The sequence below is a fragment of the uncultured Kiloniella sp. genome (assembly GCF_937128705.1).
Classification (GTDB): Bacteria; Pseudomonadota; Alphaproteobacteria; order Kiloniellales; family Kiloniellaceae; genus Kiloniella.
This window is the reverse complement of record NZ_CAKZMP010000181.1, coordinates 1-15,706: the sequence shown is the minus strand read 5'-3', so window position 1 is coordinate 15,706 and position 15,706 is coordinate 1. Positions and strand designations below refer to the sequence as shown.

Genomic DNA, 15,706 nt, shown 5'->3' with positions numbered 1-15,706 from the left:
GATGGTCTACGTTTTGCGATCCGTGAAGGCGGCCGTACCGTTGGTGCTGGTGTCGTTTCAAGTATCTCAAAATAAAAAAAAGTAAAATAGTTGTTGATAGCGACGGTGCGTTTTGGTAAAGAACGCACCGTCGCTTCTTTTTGTGACAAAATTGTTTATATTAACTCTGAAAGGGGTTAACTGCGTTCCAATGCCGCGAATGGTACGAACGGGTTAATCAAGGGTGGCTGAGAATGTCCAGCCAGAATATTAGAATTCGCCTAAAGGCGTACGATCACAGGGTCCTAGACCAATCTACATCTGAGATCGTTGGGACTGCCAAGCGCACAGGTGCGCAGGTTCAAGGTCCTATTCCACTACCGACTCGCATTGAGAAATTTACAGTCCTTCGTGGTCCTCACATCGATAAGAAGAGTCGTGAGCAGTTCGAAATCAGAACTCACAAGCGTCTTATTGACATCGTTGAGCCAACACCGCAAACCGTAGACGCGCTTATGAAGCTTGATCTTGCGGCTGGTGTTGATGTTGAGATTAAACTGAAAGGCTAAGCAATGCGTACGGGTCTTATTGCGCAGAAACTTGGTATGTCTCGCGTCTTCACAGAAGCTGGGAATCATGTTCCAGTAACTGTTTTGAAGCTAGAGAGCTGTCAGGTTGTTGCGGTCCGTAATCAAGAGACGGACGGCTATAATGCGATTCAGCTTGGCTCTGGTGTAGCCAAGGTGAAAAATGTGAGTAAAGCTGAGCGTGGCCATTATGCCAAAGCTAAGGTTGCTCCGAAGAAACATACAGCAGAATTCCGTGTATCAGCAGACGCTCTATTGGACGTTGGTGTTGAGTTAGATGCGGGTCACTTTGTTGCAGGTCAGTATGTAGACGTTACCGGTACTTCTATCGGTAAAGGTTTCGCTGGTGCGATGAAGCGTCATAATTTTGGTGGTCTACGTGCTACGCACGGTGTTTCCGTTTCACACCGTAGTCACGGTTCTACTGGTAACAGTCAGGATCCTGGTAAGGTGTTCAAGGGTAAGAAAATGGCTGGTCACATGGGTGATCGTCGTGTGACTACCCAGAATTTGGAAATCGTTGCTACCGATGGTGACAATGGCTTGATCCTTGTAAAGGGTGCTATTCCTGGCTCAAAAGGCGGTTGGGTTTACATAAGCGATGCTGTGAAGCGTGCACTTCCTGAAGGTGTTCCGTTCCCTGCTGGCCTTAAAGCTGCTGCTGCTGAAGCTCCTGCTGCTGAAGAGAAGGATCAATAACCATGAAGATCGCGGTTACATCCCTCGAAAATAAAAAAGCTGGTGAAGTTGAACTGAACGAAGCTGTGTTCGGTCTTCCGGTTCGTGCTGATTTACTCGCACGTATGGTCAACTATCAGCTAGCCAAGCGTCGTGCTGGCACACACAAGGTTAAAGAACGCGGCGAAGTTCGCGGTTCAACCCGTAAGATCAAGAATCAGAAAGGTGGCGGCGCTCGTCACGGTTCTATTCGTGCGAACCTCTTTCGTGGTGGTGGTATTGTTCATGGACCTCGCGTTCAGGATCATTCCCACGATCTTCCGAAGAAAGTTCGTCTTCTTGCTCTTAAGACTGCACTTTCAGCTAAAGTTGCTGAAGGTAAGTTGGTTGTTCTTGATAACACCGAAGTCAAAGAACCAAAAACCTCTGCATTGGTGAAGCAGTTGGCAGCATTGGGCTGGTCTTCAGCTCTTGTTATCGACGGCGCGTCAGTGAACGAAGGTTTTGCTCGTGCTTCTCGCAATATTCCATGCGTTGATATTCTGCCACAGCAGGGTGCTAACGTGTTTGATATTCTGCGTCGCGACACATTGGTTTTGACCAAGGATGCTGTTGAAGCGCTGGAGGCGCGTCTAAAATGAGCAGAGCACGCGCACGTAACACCAAGCCGGTGACCATTTCTAAAGAACGGATGTATGAAATCATCCGTCGTCCGGTCATCACCGAGAAGGCTACTCTTGGTTCAGAAAATAACCAGGTTACCTTCCAAGTTCCGCTTGATGCTTCTAAGCCTGAAATCAGTTTGGCTATTGAAGGTTTGTTTGGCGTTAAGGTTGAAGCGGTTAACACCCTTCGCGTTAAAGGCAAAACAAAACGTTTCAAAGGTCGTCCTGGTCGTCGTTCCGACGTCAAAAAGGCAATTATTTCCCTGTCTGACGGGGAAAGCATCGACGTGACGACGGGAATTTAATCCGATGGCGTTGAAAACTTTTAATCCAGTCACACCAAGTCAAAGAAACCTGGTGTTGATCGATCGCTCTGATCTTTACAAAGGCAAGCCAGTTAAGAAATTAACTGAAGGTCTTACAAAGTCAGGTGGACGTAATAATAATGGTCGGATCACCATGCGCCGTCGTGGCGGTGGTCATAAGCGTTCTTACCGTATCATCGATTTCAAACGTACAAAGTTTGATATTGCTGCTACAGTACAGCGCATTGAGTACGATCCGAACCGTACGGCGTTTATCGCCTTAATCGAATATGCAGATGGTGAGCAAGCCTATATCTTGGCTCCTCAGCGCCTGCAGGTCGGTGATAGTGTCATCTCTGGTGCTAAAACCGATGTTAAACCTGGTAATGCTATGCCACTTAGCGCGATTCCTGTGGGTACTATTGTCCACAACGTCGAGCTGAAGGCTGGCAAGGGTGGGCAGATTGCTCGTTCAGCCGGTACTTATGTACAGTTGGTTGGTCGCGATGCAGGATATGCTCAAATTCGCTTGAACTCAGGCGAGTTACGTATGGTACGCGCCGAATGCATGGCGACGGTTGGATCCGTGTCCAACCCGGACAATTCGAACCAGAAGCTTGGTAAAGCTGGCCGTAATCGCTGGCTTGGCAAGCGTCCGTCTGTTCGTGGTGTCGCTATGAACCCGGTGGACCACCCGCACGGTGGTGGTGAAGGTCGTACATCGGGTGGTCGTCACCCGGTCACTCCTTGGGGGAAACCTACAAAGGGTGCTCGTACTCGCTCCAACAAGAAGACCGATGGACTAATTATCCGTCGTCGTCATCAGAAACGCTAAGTGAGGGGATGGCCATATGGCTCGTTCCGTTTGGAAAGGCCCGTTTGTTGATGCCTGTCTGTTAAAGAAGGCTGAGACCGTGCGTAGCGCGGGTCGTAACGAAATTATTAAGACATGGTCCCGTCGTTCCACCATCATGCCACAGTTTGTTGGTTTGACTTTTGGTGTGTACAACGGCCGTAAGCACATCCCAGTTCTTGTAACTGAGAATATGGTTGGCCATAAATTCGGTGAATTCGCCCCATCGCGTACCTATTGGGGTCACGCTGTGGATAAGAAAGCGAAGAAAGGCAGAAAATGAGTAAGTCAAAACGTGATCGTGCGTTAGCTGACAATGAAGCTCGTGCTATTGCTGTTAACCTTCGCACTTCACCACGTAAACTAAACCTGGTTGCGGCAAGCATTCGTGGGAAATCTGCAGAATCTGCTTTGGCAGAACTGACTTTCTCCAAGCGTCGTATTGCTATTGAAGTGAAAAAAGCACTTCAGTCTGCAATTGCTAATGCTGAAAACAACCATCAGCTTGATGTAGATCGTCTCTTTGTATCTGAGGCTTTCGTCGGTAAAAGCTTTGTCATGAAGCGTTTCCGGGCACGTGCTCGCGGTCGTGTTGGCCGTTTGCTCAAGCCTTGGAGCCAATTGACAGTTGTTGTCCGTGAACGCGAGGAGACAGCGTAATGGGTCAGAAGATTAATCCTATCGGCCTTCGTGTCGGTATCATCCGGACCTGGGATTCTCGTTGGTTTGCAGATGGTGACTATGCTGAACTGCTTCATGAAGATCTTGGCATCCGTGAGTTTCTGCGCGAGCGCTTGAAACAAGCTGGTGTTTCTCGGATCATCATTGAGCGTCCAGCGAAGAAAGCCCGTGTTACTATTTACACTGCCCGTCCGGGCGTTGTGATTGGTAAAAAGGGATCTGATATTGAAAAACTGCGTCGTGAGCTTCAGAAACTTACTTCTAGCGAAGTACATCTGAATATCGTAGAAATCCGGAAACCAGAAATTGATGCGAAATTGGTTGCAGACAACATCTGTAGTCAGTTAGAACGTCGTGTGGCTTTCCGTCGTGCTATGAAACGATCTGTTCAGTCAGCTATGCGTCTAGGCGCACAGGGCATTCGTATTAATTGCGCCGGCCGTTTGGGTGGTGCTGAGATTGCTCGTACTGAATGGTATCGTGAAGGACGTGTTCCACTCCACACACTTCGTGCGGAAGTTGATTACGCTGAGTCCCGTGCATCCACCACTTTCGGTATTTGTGGTGTGAAGGTATGGATCTTTAAGGGCGAGATCTTGGAACATGACCCAATGGCCATGGATAAGCGATCTCAGGATTCACAGGCCGCTCGTTCGTAACGGGCTTAGCTTGAGGAAATAGTAATATGTTGCAGCCAAAGCGGACTAAGTTCCGCAAAGCACATAAAGGCCGGATACACGGTAATGCTAAGGGTGGTACCCAATTGAATTTTGGTGCCTACGGTCTTAAAGCCGTAACCCCTGGTCGTGTATCTGCCCGACAAATCGAAGCGGCCCGTCGTACCGTTACACGTCATATGAAACGTGTCGGTAAGTTGTGGATCCGCATCTTCCCAGACGTGCCGGTTTCATCGAAGCCAGCAGAAGTTCGTCAGGGTAAAGGTAAAGGTAACATCGAATGGTGGGCAGCTAGGGTTAAACCTGGTCGTGTCATCTTTGAACTCGATGGTGTTCCTTTGGACGTTGCTCGCGAGGCTTTCTCGTTGGCATCTGCTAAACTACCAATTCAGACGAAATTTATTGTTCGTCCGGGTGAAGGAGTGAACTAATGAAATCAAGTGATCTCCGTACTAAAACGGCTGATGAGCTTAAAGAAGAGATGGTAAAGTTGCGTAAAGAGCAGTTTAACCTCCGCTTCCAACAAGCCAGCGGTCAGCTTGAAAACACGGCTCGTTGTCGTCAGGTTCGCCGCGACATTGCACGAGTTAAAACTGTCCTGCAGTCTCTGCAGGCAGCTTCTTAAGGAGTTTACACAATGCCACGGCGTGTGTTGCAGGGTGTCGTAGTTAGCGATAAGACCGACAAGACTATTACTGTTCTTGTAGAACGTCGCGTTATGCACCCGATCTACAAGAAGTTCATTAAGCGTTCGAAGAAGTATCACGCTCATGACGAGACCAACGCGGTAAAAGCGGGAGATGTCGTCAAGATTCGTGAATGCAGTCCAATTTCCAAGACAAAGTCTTGGGAACTGGTCAGTGACGCTTCTACCGAAGCATAGTATTTAGGATATAGCCATGATCCAGATGCAGTCTCAGCTTGAAGTAGCTGACAACTCCGGTGCTCGTAGAGTACAGTGCATCAAGGTGCTTGGTGGTTCCAAACGTAAAACCGCCAGTATCGGTGACGTCATCAAAGTCTCTGTCAAGGAAGCAATTCCACGTGGCAAAGTCAAAAAAGGTGATGTACACCGTGCCGTGATTGTACGCACGGCAAAAGAAATCCGTCGTCAAGACGGCACCTCGATCCGCTTTGATACTAATGCGGCTGTTTTGATTAACAAATCAAATGAGCCTATTGGTACTCGTATTTTCGGCCCGGTTACCCGTGAACTGCGTGCGCGCAGCTTCATGAAAATCGTGTCATTGGCGCCTGAGGTGCTGTAATGAGCAAAAAGTTTAAGATCAAAAAAGGCGACCAGGTTGTTCTTACAACCGGTCGTGACAAGGGTAAAAAAGGCGAAGTGCTTCGAGTACTTCGCGACGAAGATCGCGTTGTAGTACAAGGCGTAAACGTCGTGAAGAAGCACCAGTCTGCTTCCCAGACATCACAGGGCGGAATCATCGAGCAAGAAGCTTCCGTTCATATTTCTAATATTGCACTAGTTGACCCTAAATCTGGGGATGCCACACGCGTTGGTTTCCGTACAGAAGGGGATCGCAAAGTGCGCTTCGCCAAGAAATCTGGCGAAGTAGTTGATGTATAGGGCGAGGTTGACCATGACACAGCCACGCTTGAAGGCACATTATAACAGTGAAGTTAGAGACGCTCTTAAAGGCGAATTTAACTACACTAACCCGATGCAGATTCCTAAGCTTGAGAAAATCGTGCTTAATATCGGTGTTGGTAAAGCCGTACAGGACACCAAAAAGGTTAAGCATGCAGCTTCTGAACTAGAAGCAATTGCAGCGCAAAAACCTGTTATCACACGTGCCAAGAAATCCATTGCGGGTTTCAAGGTTCGTGAAGATATGCCACTAGGCTGTAAGGTGACACTGCGCGGCGATCGCATGTATGAATTCCTTGATCGTCTTGTGACGATTGCTCTTCCACGTGTTCGTGATTTTCGCGGCGTGAAAGGCAATGCATTTGACGGCCTTGGAAACTATAACATGGGACTCAAGGAGCAGATTGTTTTCCCGGAAATCGAATACGATCGCGTAGACGAAATCCGCGGGATGAATATTACCATCTGCACCACGGCGAAAACCGATGAGGAAGCGAAAGCTCTCCTTGCCAGGTTCGACATGCCGTTCGCTAACTGAACGGGCAGAAAGGAATAGTAAAATGGCTAAGAAAAGTGCCATTGCTAAGAACGAAAAACGCCGCCGTATGGTAGCAAAGCAAGCTGAAAAGCGTGCTGCGCTTAAGGCGATTGCAACAGACCGTTCTGCTTCCCCGGAAGAAATCTTCCAGGCTAGCATGAAATTGGCTCAGTTGCCTCGTGACGGTGCAAAGATCCGCGTACGTAACCGTTGTGGCGTCACAGGACGTCCTCGTGGATTCTATCGTAAGTTCAAGCTCTCTCGTATCGCGCTTCGTGATCTGGCCTCTGTAGGCCAGGCACCTGGTGTCGTTAAGTCGAGCTGGTAAGGAAGGACCGACGATATGGCGATGAGCGATCCTTTAGGGGATATGCTAACCCGCATCCGTAACGGACAACGGGTTGGTAAAAGCGTCGTTCGCGCGCCAGCTTCTAAGCTGCGTGCCAATGTACTCGAAGTTCTAAAACGCGAAGGTTTTATTCGCGGATTTAGTAAAGTTGACGTTCGTGCTGGTATTAGTGAACTAGCTATCGAACTTAAATACGCAGATGGTGATCCGGCGATTTCTGAAATCAGCCGTGTGTCACGTCCTGGTCGTCGCGTGTACTCTAAAATTAAAGAGCTACCACGTTACTACAACGGACTTGGTGTCACCATTCTTTCTACGCCTAGCGGCGTAATGTCCGATCAAGAAGCCCGTACCGCCAATGTTGGTGGTGAGGTTCTCTGCCAGGTATTCTAAGGGAGTTTGATATGTCTCGTGTAGGCAAGAACCCCGTAGAAGTACCAAGTGGGGTCGAACTAAAGATTGACGGCAATGTCGTCTCTGCAAAAGGGAAGCTGGGTGAACTCAGCTTCGCAGCTACGGATGATGTAACTTTCTCTCTTGATGATGGAAAAGTTACGGTCACTCCAGCTAATGACAGCAAGCGTGCTCGCTCTATGTGGGGTACTGCTCGCAGTCGTGTCCAGAATCTGGTTACTGGTGTTTCCGAAGGTTACACCAAGAACCTTGAGATTAACGGTGTTGGTTATCGCGCGGCTGTTCAAGGTAATACTTTGAATCTGCAGCTTGGCTATTCACATGATGTTCTCTTCCCAATTCCGGAAGGCATAACTATCAAGTGTGAAAAGCCAACGGCTGTTGCCGTTTCGGGGATCGACAAGCAGAAAGTCGGCCAGGTGGCTGCTGTCATCCGTGGGTACCGCCCACCAGAGCCTTACAAAGGCAAAGGTGTTAAGTACTCTGATGAAGTCATTCTGCGCAAAGAAGGCAAGAAGAAGTAACCCATGCGTAAGCTTATCTCATTGCACGATCGCCGCAAAAGTCGCGTTCGTACACAGCTACGGCGCACGGGTAATGGTCGTCCTCGCCTGTCAGTATTTCGTTCGAGCAAAAATATCTATGCTCAAGTGATTGATGACAAGCAGGGTGTCACTGTTGCCGCTGCGTCAACCCTGGACGGAGCTCTGAAAAGCGATTTGAAAACTGGTGCAGATAAAGATGCTGCCGTTAAAGTTGGAAAACTCGTTGCAGAGCGCGCCGTCGCCGCCGGTATCACGGACGTCGTTTTCGACCGTGGTGGATACATTTATCATGGTCGTGTCAAAGCTTTGGCTGACGCGGCTCGTGAAGCTGGCTTAAAGTTCTAAGGGGACTAGTTTTATGGCACGTTCTCAAAAAGAAAATCGCGGTCGTAGAGACGATCGCAACCGCGATGAACCGGAACTGATCGAAAAACTGGTTGGTATTAACCGTGTTGCTAAGGTGGTCAAAGGTGGCCGTCGTTTTGGCTTCGCAGCTATTGTCGTCGTTGGTGACGGCCGTGGACGCGTAGGTCATGGCACTGGTAAAGCCCGTGAAGTTCCTGAAGCAATTCGTAAGGCTACGGAAGCTGCAAAACAGAACATGGTTCGTGTTCCTCTTCGTGAGGGCCGTACTTTGCACCATGACATTAAAGGTCATTACGGTGCAGGTCATGTTGTAATGCGCAGCGCACCAGTGGGTACCGGTATTATTGCCGGTGGTCCTCTCCGTGCCGTTTTTGAAGCTCTTGGTGTTCAGGATGTGGTCTCTAAGTCCACAGGTACTTCGAACCCGCACAACCTGATTAAAGCTGCTATTGATGGCCTGACGCGTTCGCGTAGCCCTCGTATGGTTGCTCAGCGTCGCGGTAAGAAGGTTTCTGATATTCTAGGCAACCGTGCTGCAGGCACAGAAGCTCAAGGATAAATACCATGGCAGCTAAAAAAACGATTACTGTGGTACAGGTAGGAAGTCCAATCGGACGGACTAAAGATCAGCGCGCAACACTTGTTGGTCTGGGCCTCAATAAAATGAACCGCCGTCGTACATTGGAAGATACACCTTCCGTACGTGGCATGATCAACAAGGTTAGCCATCTTGTTAAGGTGGTGGAAGCCTAAGGGCTTTCACTATCCTGACAAGAAGGAGAAACTGGGACCATTACGATGAAGCTAAATCAGCTTTCCGATAACCCAGGTGCTACGAAAGATCGCAAACGCGTCGGTCGTGGTACTGGTTCCGGCTACGGCAAGAATGCCGGTGGCGGACACAAGGGTCAAAAGTCTCGTTCCGGCGTAAGCATTAAAGGCTTCGAAGGCGGTCAGATGCCATTGCATCGTCGTCTGCCGAAACGTGGATTTAACAACATCTTCCGGAAGAACTATGTTCCTTTGAACATTGGTCGTCTTCAGGCAGCGATTGACGCAAAGAAAATCGATGCTAAAAAGCCGATCGATCAAGAAGTTCTCGTTACTTCTGGTATCATTACTAATGCTCGTGACGGCATTCGCCTGTTGGCGAACGGCGAACTGAAAGCAAAAGTGGAAATCACTGTTGCTGGCGCTTCCGCCGCTGCTATTGCAGCCGTAGAGAAATCAGGTGGCTCTGTCACCGTTCCTGCGAGCAAGTAATTTTGTAAAGGCAGAAATCCCTTTCTTTTGATGGGGGTTTCTGCCTTTAGTATTTTTTAGTCAATTTTTATCTTACCGGGAATAGGCATATGGCATCTGCTGCTGAGCAATTAGCCGCGAATATTAATCTTAGTGCGTTTTCTAAAGCCACAGATTTGAAAAAGCGTATCTGGTTCACTCTGGGTGCGCTTATTGTGTATCGTCTAGGAACTTATATTCCTCTTCCCGGAATTGATCCTATTGTATTCCAACAGGCCTTTAACGCTCAGGCGGGCGGTGTGCTTGGAATGTTTAACCTCTTTTCCGGTGGTGCTCTTGAGAGAATGACAATTCTCGCCTTGAACATCATGCCGTATATTTCTGCATCTATTATTATGCAGTTGATGACCGCAATCTCTCCACAGATTGAAGCCCTTAAAAAAGAAGGTGAAGCCGGTCGTAAGAAAATCAACCAATACACACGTTATGGTACGGTGGTGCTAGCCGCTGTTCAGGCCTATGGTATTGCCCGTGGTTTACAAGGGGCTCAGGATTTTGGGGCCGCTGTTATTAACCCGGGACTTTTCTTTGAACTGACAACTGTTATTACCCTTACAGGTGGTACAATCTTCCTGATGTGGTTGGGTGAGCAGATTACACAGCGCGGTATCGGTAACGGTATCTCATTGATCATCTTCTCTGGTATTGTTGCTGGCCTGCCTGCAGCATTGGCGCAGACATTTCAGCTCAGCCAAAGTAACGGTTTTGTCGCCTTGATCATTTTGCTGGTTCCGCTGGTTATTGCTGGTATCGTTTGCTTCGAGCGTGCGCACCGTAAAGTGATCGTTCAATATCCTAAGCGTCAGGTTGGCAACAAAATGTTCGGTGGTGATTCTTCTCACCTGCCAATCAAACTGAACGTGTCTGGTGTAATCCCACCAATTTTTGCATCGTCACTGTTACTTATGCCAATTACTGCGGCCCAATTCTCTGCTGGTAGTTCCGAGTGGCTGACTTGGGTTACTGCGAACCTTGGTCGTGGCACTGTTGGTTACATGCTTCTATTCAGTACGCTGATCGCATTTTTCGCTTTCTTCTATAAGACAATTGTCTTCAACACAGAAGAGACGGCTGACAACCTTAAGAAAAATGGTGGTTTTGTTCCTGGCATTCGTCCCGGAAAAAACACAGCTGCACATCTTGACTATATCATCAATCGGCTAACAATTGCTGGGGCTGCATATCTTGTAGCTGTATGTTTGCTACCTGAGATTTTGATCTCTCAATATGCTGTTCCATTCTACTTTGGCGGGACAAGTCTTTTGATTGTCGTTTCCGTAACAATGGATACGGTTGGACAGATCCATTCTCATCTGGTGGCTCATCAGTATGAAGGCCTAATTAAAAAATCAAAATTAAAGGGTAGGCGTGGATGAACATAGTATTGTTTGGCCCTCCGGGCGCAGGTAAAGGTACTCAGGCTGCAATCCTGGTAGAGCAGCACAGCATTGTGCAGCTTTCAACAGGTGACATGTTAAGAGCAGCGGTTGCTGCGGGGACACAGCTTGGGAAACAAGCCAAATCTGTTATGGATGCAGGGCAGTTGGTTGCCGATGATTTGATTATCGGAATTATATCTGACCGTATTGACGAAGCAGATTGCAAGAATGGTTTCATTCTCGACGGTTTTCCACGAACAGTAGCTCAGGCCGAAGGCTTGGATGTTATGTTGGAAGAAAAAGGCCTGAAGCTAGACAGCACAATTGAGATCGTTGTCGATGAAAAGATTCTTTTCAGCCGTATCGAGCAACGTGCAAGCGAGACACCTGAATCAGAACGTCGCGCTGATGATAATGCTGAAACGCTTAAGAAGCGTCTGGCTGTTTACCATGAACAAACTGCCCCTGTGCTGCCTTACTATGAAAAAAAGGGCAATCTGCACAAAGTGGACGGTATGCAATCAATTGAGGAAGTGGCGAGTCAGATCGCTAATTTCCTTAAGTAAGACTTACCCATTGACAGGCGGACGGATTGGCATATAATCCGCCGCCGAATGGACATTTTTGTTGAGAATCTGAGCTTTTTGGCCTTATTTTCGACAAAACGTATTTCGGGTGACTTTATCTACCACCCAATACAATTTCGGGTTTCGGCCTGAAACAAGAACTACACGACGTCTCTCATTTCACCTCTAGAGAATGTCGCGGATTAATTTAACCAGGGTTTCCAAATAGTTGGAACCCGATCTGTGTTTGTGAGGAGAGCGTAGTGGCTCGTATTGCTGGCGTCAACATCCCGACGCAAAAGCGGGTACTTATCGCATTGACCTATATCCATGGTATTGGTCCTGCGATTTCTAAGAAAATCTGTGAAGAAGTTGGCATCCCGGCTGAACGCCGTGTCAACGAATTGACAGAAGATGAAGTACTTCGCATTCGTGAAACAATTGATAGCAACTGCACTGTTGAAGGTGATCTTCGCCGTGAAGTTGCTATGAACATCAAACGTCTGATGGATCTAGGTTGCCTGCGCGGCCTTCGTCATCGTAAACGCCTTCCAGTTCGCGGGCAGCGTACTCGGACCAACGCACGTACGCGTAAAGGTCCTGCTGTTGCTATCGCTGGTAAGAAGAAATAAGAGGGCAGTAGAAAATGGCTAAAGCTCAGCAGGGGCGCGTTAAGCGTCGCGAGCGGAAGAATATTTCTTCTGGTATCGCTCACATCAGTGCAACTTTTAACAACACGATCATCACGATTACTGACGTACAGGGAAATGCTATTTCCTGGGCATCAGCTGGTGGTCTAGGTTTTAAAGGTTCTCGTAAGTCCACTCCATATGCTGCTCAGCTGGCTGCAGAAGATGCAGGCAAAAAAGCTCAGGATCATGGAATGAAGACTCTCGAAGTTAACGTTAAGGGCCCAGGGTCAGGACGTGAGTCCGCTCTTCGTGCTCTACAGGCAGTTGGTTTCACTATCACGGGTATCCGTGATGTAACACCAATTCCGCATAACGGATGTCGTCCACCAAAACGCCGTCGCGTATAAGTGGATTTAGGGCAGGCTGTTTAACGGGTAGCCTGCCTTTATCAAACTCGTCTAAAGCCGGATTTTGTTTCCGGCTTTTGGCATATACATGACACTGCAAGAACCATTGTTACGTCCCCGTTCGTGATCGATAGCTTGCACGTCAAAAAGAGGTTTTACTGTGATTCAGACTAACTGGAATGCTTTGATCAAGCCTGAAAGTCTCGTTGTTGAGCCAGGCATCGATAGCAACCGTATTGCTAAAGTTGTTGCTGAGCCGCTAGAGCGTGGCTTTGGTCTTACACTTGGTAACGCGCTGCGTCGCGTTCTTCTGTCATCTTTGCAAGGTGCTGCTGTTACATCCATCCATATCGATGGTGTTCTGCACGAGTTCTCATCTATTCCTGGTGTTCGTGAAGACGTTACTGACGTTATTCTTAACATCAAGACCATCGCTCTGCGTATGGAAGGTGAAGAACCAAAGCGCATGCGTCTGCGTGCAGAAGGTCCAGGCTCTGTTACTGCCGGTCAGATCGAAACAACTGGTGACATCGAAGTGATGAACCCGGATCTTGTGATCTGTACTCTGGATGATGGTGCTCATCTGGACATGGAACTTACCGTTGATACTGGTAAGGGCTATGTTGCTGCTTCTCAGAACCGTGTTGAAGATGCGCCAATTGGTCTTGTACCAGTTGATTCAATCTTCTCACCAGTTCGTAAAGTGTCTTACAAAGTCGACAACACACGTGTTGGTCAGGTAACTGACTATGACAAGCTGACACTTGAAATCGAAACTGATGGTTCTATCACACCAGAAGATGCGATTGCTGTAGCGTCACGTATTCTTCAGGATCAACTTTCTCTCTTCGTTAACTTCGATGAGCCTAAAGTTGAAGAAGTTGATGATCGTCCAAGCGAACCGCCGTTCAACCGTAACCTTCTTCGCAAGGTTGACGAACTTGAACTGTCTGTTCGTTCAGCGAACTGCCTCAAAAACGATAACATCGTTTACATCGGTGATCTGGTTCAGAAAACCGAAGCAGAAATGCTACGTACACCTAACTTCGGTCGTAAATCTCTTAACGAGATCAAAGAAGTTCTTTCAGGTATGGGCCTCCACCTTGGTATGGAAATTGCCGAGTGGCCACCAGAGAACATCGAAGAGTTGGCTAAGCGTCTCGACGAACCTTTCTAAGAAGGTTCAGAGTTACTAAAGGGGAGTTCACCCCGAACCCTGACGATTTCATCTGGTTTTTATCAATCAGGCGGCGTTAGGAATTTTAATCCGTCTCGTGCGCGAGACACTAGATATTAGGAGAACAGATATGCGTCACGGAATGAGTGGTCGTAAACTAAATCGTACTTCCAGCCACCGTAAAGCTATGTTTGCAAACATGGCGCACGCGTTGATCAAACACGAACAGATCAAAACAACGCTTCCAAAAGCCAAAGATCTTCGTCCAATCGTAGAGAAATTGGTTACACTTGGTAAGCGCGGTGACCTGCACGCGCGTCGTCAGGCTCTAGCTGTTCTTCGTGATACGAAACTAACTGCTAAACTTTTTGACGTACTTGCCGAGCGTTACAAAGATCGTCAGGGTGGTTACACTCGCGTTCTTAAAGCTGGCTTCCGTCATGGTGATATGGCGCCTATGGCTTTCATCGAATTTGTTGATCGCGATCTTGATGCCAAAGGCCAGGATTCTGGTCCTGTAGTTGGTGATGAGGATGAAGGAGAAGAGTAAGCCTCTTTTTCTACACATTTAAGTACTATCAAAAGGCAGTCCTTGGGGCTGCCTTTTGTTTTTGGCCCGTTTATTTTTGTTGAGGCCGAGTACTTAAAGATTTTCACAAAGAGATATTTTGACACAGCCGTAACTGTGTTAGATCTCAAGGTGAACAAACTGCGAACTGTTTATTTCATAAGGAACGAGATACTGATGCGTTTTCTGCAAACAAAACTATTGCCAATTTTCTTGTCAATCACGGCGCTGTTTTTGATCCAGAGTAACCTATCTGTTTCGTCTGCTTCCGCGCAGACTGTCCCGACAAGTCAGGCGCAGATAAACTTGAGCTTTTCGCCTGTCGTGAAACAGACGTCGCCGGCAGTGGTCAATATCTTCACCAAAACGTTGGTCAAAGAACGTGCTGTCCCATCACTGTTTAATGATCCTTTCTTCCGTAAATTTTTTGGGAATGATTTACCCGGACGAGAGAGAAAGCGGATGGGCAAGTCGCTTGGCTCAGGCGTCATCGTTCGTGAAAATGGTTTGATTGTGACAAACCATCATGTCATCGATTCTGCGACTGAAATTCAGGTTGTTTTGGCCGATCGACGCGAGTTTTCTGCTGAACTGGTTTTGAGTGATAAAGATACCGATTTGGCAATCCTGAAAATTGACCCTGAGGGCGAAAAGTTACCCACTCTTGAGCTGATGGATTCCGATACAATTGATGTTGGTGATCTTGTCCTCGCGATTGGTAATCCTTTTGGGGTTGGGCAGACTGTTACAAGCGGGATTGTTTCTGCCTTGGCCAGAACACAGGTTGGTGTTGCTGACTTCCAATTCTTTATTCAGACGGATGCAGCTATTAACCCCGGAAATTCTGGTGGAGCGTTGGTCACATTGGATGGCAAACTTCTGGGTATCAATACTGCAATTTTCTCGTCTTCAAGAAATGGTGGATCTGTCGGTATTGGTTTTGCTATTCCGGCAAACATGGTTCGTACAGTCGTACATTCTGCTGAACAGGGACGAGAGCTGGTTCGTGCTTGGCCCGGTATTGCCGGACAGGATTTGAATGCTGATCTGGCTTTGGGGTTTGGGCTTAACCGCCCCGGTGGTGTGGTTGTCAGTAATGTTTATCCCGGGGGACCTGCTGATAAAGCGGGTATCCGTGGGGGTGATGTTATTCTTTCTGTAGGTGGGAAGGAAGTGATCAACGTTGAATCCTTGCGGTTTCGTATCGCGACAATCCCTGTTGGAGAAAAGGTTGAGCTAGAGCTATGGAGAGGGCGTGAAGCAAAAACGGTAACCTATCTAGCAAGTCCGGCCCCTGAAACGCCGAAAAGGAACGAACAGGAAATTCGTGGTACCAATCCCTTGGCAGGCTCTGTAATTACCAATCTTTCACCCGCAGTAGCAGAAGAGCTGCATCTGGGAAGTTTGTGGGAAGGGGTTATTGTAAAGA

At 48.0% G+C, this 15,706-nt stretch carries 29 protein-coding genes; all 29 read left to right on the top strand.

Translation table 11 applies throughout. The features are described from left to right. Positions 1–75, top strand: a 75-nt coding sequence (locus Q0241_RS22580; protein WP_299373036.1) for a hypothetical protein, incomplete at its 5' end; no start/stop codon positions are given. A 158-nt stretch (positions 76–233) separates the two neighbouring features. After that, on the top strand, positions 234–548 hold the full coding sequence (gene rpsJ, locus Q0241_RS09960; RefSeq protein WP_046510018.1) for a 30S ribosomal protein S10: 315 nt from the start codon (positions 234–236) through the stop codon (positions 546–548). A gap of 3 nt (positions 549–551) precedes the next feature. Then, complete coding sequence (rplC, locus tag Q0241_RS09955; protein WP_299376832.1) at positions 552–1,265, top strand: 50S ribosomal protein L3; 714 nt, start codon at positions 552–554, stop codon at positions 1,263–1,265. Between the two features lie 2 nt (positions 1,266–1,267). After that, entirely contained in the window at positions 1,268–1,885 is a 618-nt protein-coding gene (gene rplD / locus Q0241_RS09950) for a 50S ribosomal protein L4 (RefSeq protein ID WP_299376829.1), read from the top strand. Continuing rightward, a complete protein-coding gene (locus Q0241_RS09945; RefSeq protein WP_299376826.1) occupies positions 1,882–2,214 on the top strand; it encodes a 50S ribosomal protein L23 in 333 nt (110 codons plus the stop codon). The genes rplD and Q0241_RS09945 overlap by 4 nt, the downstream gene beginning before the upstream one ends. Positions 2,215–2,218: 4 nt before the next feature. Beyond that, positions 2,219–3,049: a 50S ribosomal protein L2 gene (gene rplB, locus Q0241_RS09940; protein WP_299376823.1), complete on the top strand. Its 831-nt coding sequence runs from the start codon at positions 2,219–2,221 to the stop codon at positions 3,047–3,049. A 16-nt stretch (positions 3,050–3,065) separates the two neighbouring features. Continuing rightward, entirely contained in the window at positions 3,066–3,350 is a 285-nt protein-coding gene (gene rpsS, locus Q0241_RS09935) for a 30S ribosomal protein S19 (protein WP_046510023.1), read from the top strand. Continuing rightward, complete coding sequence (gene rplV, locus Q0241_RS09930; RefSeq protein ID WP_046510024.1) at positions 3,347–3,727, top strand: 50S ribosomal protein L22; 381 nt, start codon at positions 3,347–3,349, stop codon at positions 3,725–3,727. The genes rpsS and rplV overlap by 4 nt, the downstream gene beginning before the upstream one ends. Further along, on the top strand, positions 3,727–4,407 hold the full coding sequence (gene rpsC, locus Q0241_RS09925; protein ID WP_299376819.1) for a 30S ribosomal protein S3: 681 nt from the start codon (positions 3,727–3,729) through the stop codon (positions 4,405–4,407). The genes rplV and rpsC overlap by 1 nt, the downstream gene beginning before the upstream one ends. Positions 4,408–4,433: 26 nt before the next feature. Further along, entirely contained in the window at positions 4,434–4,856 is a 423-nt protein-coding gene (gene rplP / locus Q0241_RS09920) for a 50S ribosomal protein L16 (protein WP_047763794.1), read from the top strand. Continuing rightward, the gene (gene rpmC / locus Q0241_RS09915; RefSeq protein WP_046510027.1) at positions 4,856–5,050 is read left to right on the top strand and encodes a 50S ribosomal protein L29; all 195 of its coding nucleotides are present in this window, start codon (positions 4,856–4,858) and stop codon (positions 5,048–5,050) included. The genes rplP and rpmC overlap by 1 nt, the downstream gene beginning before the upstream one ends. A 12-nt stretch (positions 5,051–5,062) precedes the next feature. Beyond that, positions 5,063–5,308 (top strand): 30S ribosomal protein S17, encoded by a 246-nt coding sequence (gene rpsQ / locus Q0241_RS09910; protein ID WP_085904584.1) that lies wholly within the window; start codon positions 5,063–5,065, stop codon positions 5,306–5,308. A gap of 16 nt (positions 5,309–5,324) precedes the next feature. Further along, the gene (gene rplN, locus Q0241_RS09905) at positions 5,325–5,693 is read left to right on the top strand and encodes a 50S ribosomal protein L14 (RefSeq protein WP_047763793.1); all 369 of its coding nucleotides are present in this window, start codon (positions 5,325–5,327) and stop codon (positions 5,691–5,693) included. Then, positions 5,693–6,013 (top strand): 50S ribosomal protein L24, encoded by a 321-nt coding sequence (gene rplX, locus Q0241_RS09900; protein ID WP_046510030.1) that lies wholly within the window; start codon positions 5,693–5,695, stop codon positions 6,011–6,013. Before rplN ends, rplX begins: the two co-directional genes overlap by 1 nt. 13 nt (positions 6,014–6,026) lie before the next feature. Next, on the top strand, positions 6,027–6,572 hold the full coding sequence (rplE, locus tag Q0241_RS09895) for a 50S ribosomal protein L5 (RefSeq protein WP_047763791.1): 546 nt from the start codon (positions 6,027–6,029) through the stop codon (positions 6,570–6,572). 22 nt (positions 6,573–6,594) lie between these two features. Then, the gene (gene rpsN / locus Q0241_RS09890) at positions 6,595–6,900 is read left to right on the top strand and encodes a 30S ribosomal protein S14 (RefSeq protein WP_299376800.1); all 306 of its coding nucleotides are present in this window, start codon (positions 6,595–6,597) and stop codon (positions 6,898–6,900) included. 15 nt (positions 6,901–6,915) lie between these two features. Beyond that, positions 6,916–7,314 carry a 30S ribosomal protein S8 gene (rpsH, locus tag Q0241_RS09885; RefSeq protein WP_047763789.1) on the top strand — a complete coding sequence of 133 codons (399 nt, stop codon included), beginning with the start codon at positions 6,916–6,918 and terminating at the stop codon, positions 7,312–7,314. A gap of 11 nt (positions 7,315–7,325) precedes the next feature. Then, complete coding sequence (rplF, locus tag Q0241_RS09880; RefSeq protein WP_085900475.1) at positions 7,326–7,859, top strand: 50S ribosomal protein L6; 534 nt, start codon at positions 7,326–7,328, stop codon at positions 7,857–7,859. A 3-nt stretch (positions 7,860–7,862) separates the two neighbouring features. Then, a complete protein-coding gene (rplR, locus tag Q0241_RS09875) occupies positions 7,863–8,225 on the top strand; it encodes a 50S ribosomal protein L18 (RefSeq protein WP_085900474.1) in 363 nt (120 codons plus the stop codon). A gap of 13 nt (positions 8,226–8,238) precedes the next feature. Continuing rightward, positions 8,239–8,805 (top strand): 30S ribosomal protein S5, encoded by a 567-nt coding sequence (rpsE, locus tag Q0241_RS09870; RefSeq protein ID WP_047763786.1) that lies wholly within the window; start codon positions 8,239–8,241, stop codon positions 8,803–8,805. A gap of 5 nt (positions 8,806–8,810) precedes the next feature. After that, positions 8,811–8,999, top strand: coding sequence for a 50S ribosomal protein L30 (rpmD, locus tag Q0241_RS09865; protein WP_046510036.1), 189 nt, complete (start codon positions 8,811–8,813; stop codon positions 8,997–8,999). A gap of 45 nt (positions 9,000–9,044) precedes the next feature. After that, the gene (rplO, locus tag Q0241_RS09860) at positions 9,045–9,509 is read left to right on the top strand and encodes a 50S ribosomal protein L15 (RefSeq protein ID WP_052742166.1); all 465 of its coding nucleotides are present in this window, start codon (positions 9,045–9,047) and stop codon (positions 9,507–9,509) included. 89 nt (positions 9,510–9,598) lie between these two features. Then, positions 9,599–10,924, top strand: a complete 1,326-nt coding sequence (gene secY / locus Q0241_RS09855; RefSeq protein ID WP_299376780.1) for a preprotein translocase subunit SecY — start codon at positions 9,599–9,601, stop codon at positions 10,922–10,924. Next, complete coding sequence (locus tag Q0241_RS09850) at positions 10,921–11,493, top strand: adenylate kinase (RefSeq protein WP_299376777.1); 573 nt, start codon at positions 10,921–10,923, stop codon at positions 11,491–11,493. The genes secY and Q0241_RS09850 overlap by 4 nt, the downstream gene beginning before the upstream one ends. 263 nt (positions 11,494–11,756) lie before the next feature. After that, positions 11,757–12,125: a 30S ribosomal protein S13 gene (gene rpsM / locus Q0241_RS09845; protein ID WP_299376774.1), complete on the top strand. Its 369-nt coding sequence runs from the start codon at positions 11,757–11,759 to the stop codon at positions 12,123–12,125. Between the two features lie 14 nt (positions 12,126–12,139). Next, complete coding sequence (gene rpsK, locus Q0241_RS09840; protein ID WP_047763782.1) at positions 12,140–12,532, top strand: 30S ribosomal protein S11; 393 nt, start codon at positions 12,140–12,142, stop codon at positions 12,530–12,532. A 160-nt stretch (positions 12,533–12,692) separates the two neighbouring features. Continuing rightward, entirely contained in the window at positions 12,693–13,709 is a 1,017-nt protein-coding gene (locus Q0241_RS09835) for a DNA-directed RNA polymerase subunit alpha (RefSeq protein WP_047763781.1), read from the top strand. 130 nt (positions 13,710–13,839) lie between these two features. Then, positions 13,840–14,259 (top strand): 50S ribosomal protein L17, encoded by a 420-nt coding sequence (rplQ, locus tag Q0241_RS09830; RefSeq protein WP_047763780.1) that lies wholly within the window; start codon positions 13,840–13,842, stop codon positions 14,257–14,259. A 195-nt stretch (positions 14,260–14,454) separates the two neighbouring features. Continuing rightward, positions 14,455–15,706: Do family serine endopeptidase (locus tag Q0241_RS09825; protein ID WP_299376766.1), on the top strand; the 1,252-nt coding region annotated here is incomplete at its 3' end.

What these genes read in the sequence shown, in the direction of transcription:
- rpsJ (WP_046510018.1), top strand. Translation starts at nt 234, where the DNA reads ATGTCCAGCCAGAATATTAGAATTCGCCTAAAGGCGTACGATCACAGG.
- rplC (WP_299376832.1), top strand. Translation starts at nt 552, where the DNA reads ATGCGTACGGGTCTTATTGCGCAGAAACTTGGTATGTCTCGCGTCTTC.
- rplD (WP_299376829.1), top strand. Translation starts at nt 1,268, where the DNA reads ATGAAGATCGCGGTTACATCCCTCGAAAATAAAAAAGCTGGTGAAGTT.
- Q0241_RS09945 (WP_299376826.1), top strand. Translation starts at nt 1,882, where the DNA reads ATGAGCAGAGCACGCGCACGTAACACCAAGCCGGTGACCATTTCTAAA.
- rplB (WP_299376823.1), top strand. Translation starts at nt 2,219, where the DNA reads ATGGCGTTGAAAACTTTTAATCCAGTCACACCAAGTCAAAGAAACCTG.
- rpsS (WP_046510023.1), top strand. Translation starts at nt 3,066, where the DNA reads ATGGCTCGTTCCGTTTGGAAAGGCCCGTTTGTTGATGCCTGTCTGTTA.
- rplV (WP_046510024.1), top strand. Translation starts at nt 3,347, where the DNA reads ATGAGTAAGTCAAAACGTGATCGTGCGTTAGCTGACAATGAAGCTCGT.
- rpsC (WP_299376819.1), top strand. Translation starts at nt 3,727, where the DNA reads ATGGGTCAGAAGATTAATCCTATCGGCCTTCGTGTCGGTATCATCCGG.
- rplP (WP_047763794.1), top strand. Translation starts at nt 4,434, where the DNA reads ATGTTGCAGCCAAAGCGGACTAAGTTCCGCAAAGCACATAAAGGCCGG.
- rpmC (WP_046510027.1), top strand. Translation starts at nt 4,856, where the DNA reads ATGAAATCAAGTGATCTCCGTACTAAAACGGCTGATGAGCTTAAAGAA.
- rpsQ (WP_085904584.1), top strand. Translation starts at nt 5,063, where the DNA reads ATGCCACGGCGTGTGTTGCAGGGTGTCGTAGTTAGCGATAAGACCGAC.
- rplN (WP_047763793.1), top strand. Translation starts at nt 5,325, where the DNA reads ATGATCCAGATGCAGTCTCAGCTTGAAGTAGCTGACAACTCCGGTGCT.
- rplX (WP_046510030.1), top strand. Translation starts at nt 5,693, where the DNA reads ATGAGCAAAAAGTTTAAGATCAAAAAAGGCGACCAGGTTGTTCTTACA.
- rplE (WP_047763791.1), top strand. Translation starts at nt 6,027, where the DNA reads ATGACACAGCCACGCTTGAAGGCACATTATAACAGTGAAGTTAGAGAC.
- rpsN (WP_299376800.1), top strand. Translation starts at nt 6,595, where the DNA reads ATGGCTAAGAAAAGTGCCATTGCTAAGAACGAAAAACGCCGCCGTATG.
- rpsH (WP_047763789.1), top strand. Translation starts at nt 6,916, where the DNA reads ATGGCGATGAGCGATCCTTTAGGGGATATGCTAACCCGCATCCGTAAC.
- rplF (WP_085900475.1), top strand. Translation starts at nt 7,326, where the DNA reads ATGTCTCGTGTAGGCAAGAACCCCGTAGAAGTACCAAGTGGGGTCGAA.
- rplR (WP_085900474.1), top strand. Translation starts at nt 7,863, where the DNA reads ATGCGTAAGCTTATCTCATTGCACGATCGCCGCAAAAGTCGCGTTCGT.
- rpsE (WP_047763786.1), top strand. Translation starts at nt 8,239, where the DNA reads ATGGCACGTTCTCAAAAAGAAAATCGCGGTCGTAGAGACGATCGCAAC.
- rpmD (WP_046510036.1), top strand. Translation starts at nt 8,811, where the DNA reads ATGGCAGCTAAAAAAACGATTACTGTGGTACAGGTAGGAAGTCCAATC.
- rplO (WP_052742166.1), top strand. Translation starts at nt 9,045, where the DNA reads ATGAAGCTAAATCAGCTTTCCGATAACCCAGGTGCTACGAAAGATCGC.
- secY (WP_299376780.1), top strand. Translation starts at nt 9,599, where the DNA reads ATGGCATCTGCTGCTGAGCAATTAGCCGCGAATATTAATCTTAGTGCG.
- Q0241_RS09850 (WP_299376777.1), top strand. Translation starts at nt 10,921, where the DNA reads ATGAACATAGTATTGTTTGGCCCTCCGGGCGCAGGTAAAGGTACTCAG.
- rpsK (WP_047763782.1), top strand. Translation starts at nt 12,140, where the DNA reads ATGGCTAAAGCTCAGCAGGGGCGCGTTAAGCGTCGCGAGCGGAAGAAT.
- rplQ (WP_047763780.1), top strand. Translation starts at nt 13,840, where the DNA reads ATGCGTCACGGAATGAGTGGTCGTAAACTAAATCGTACTTCCAGCCAC.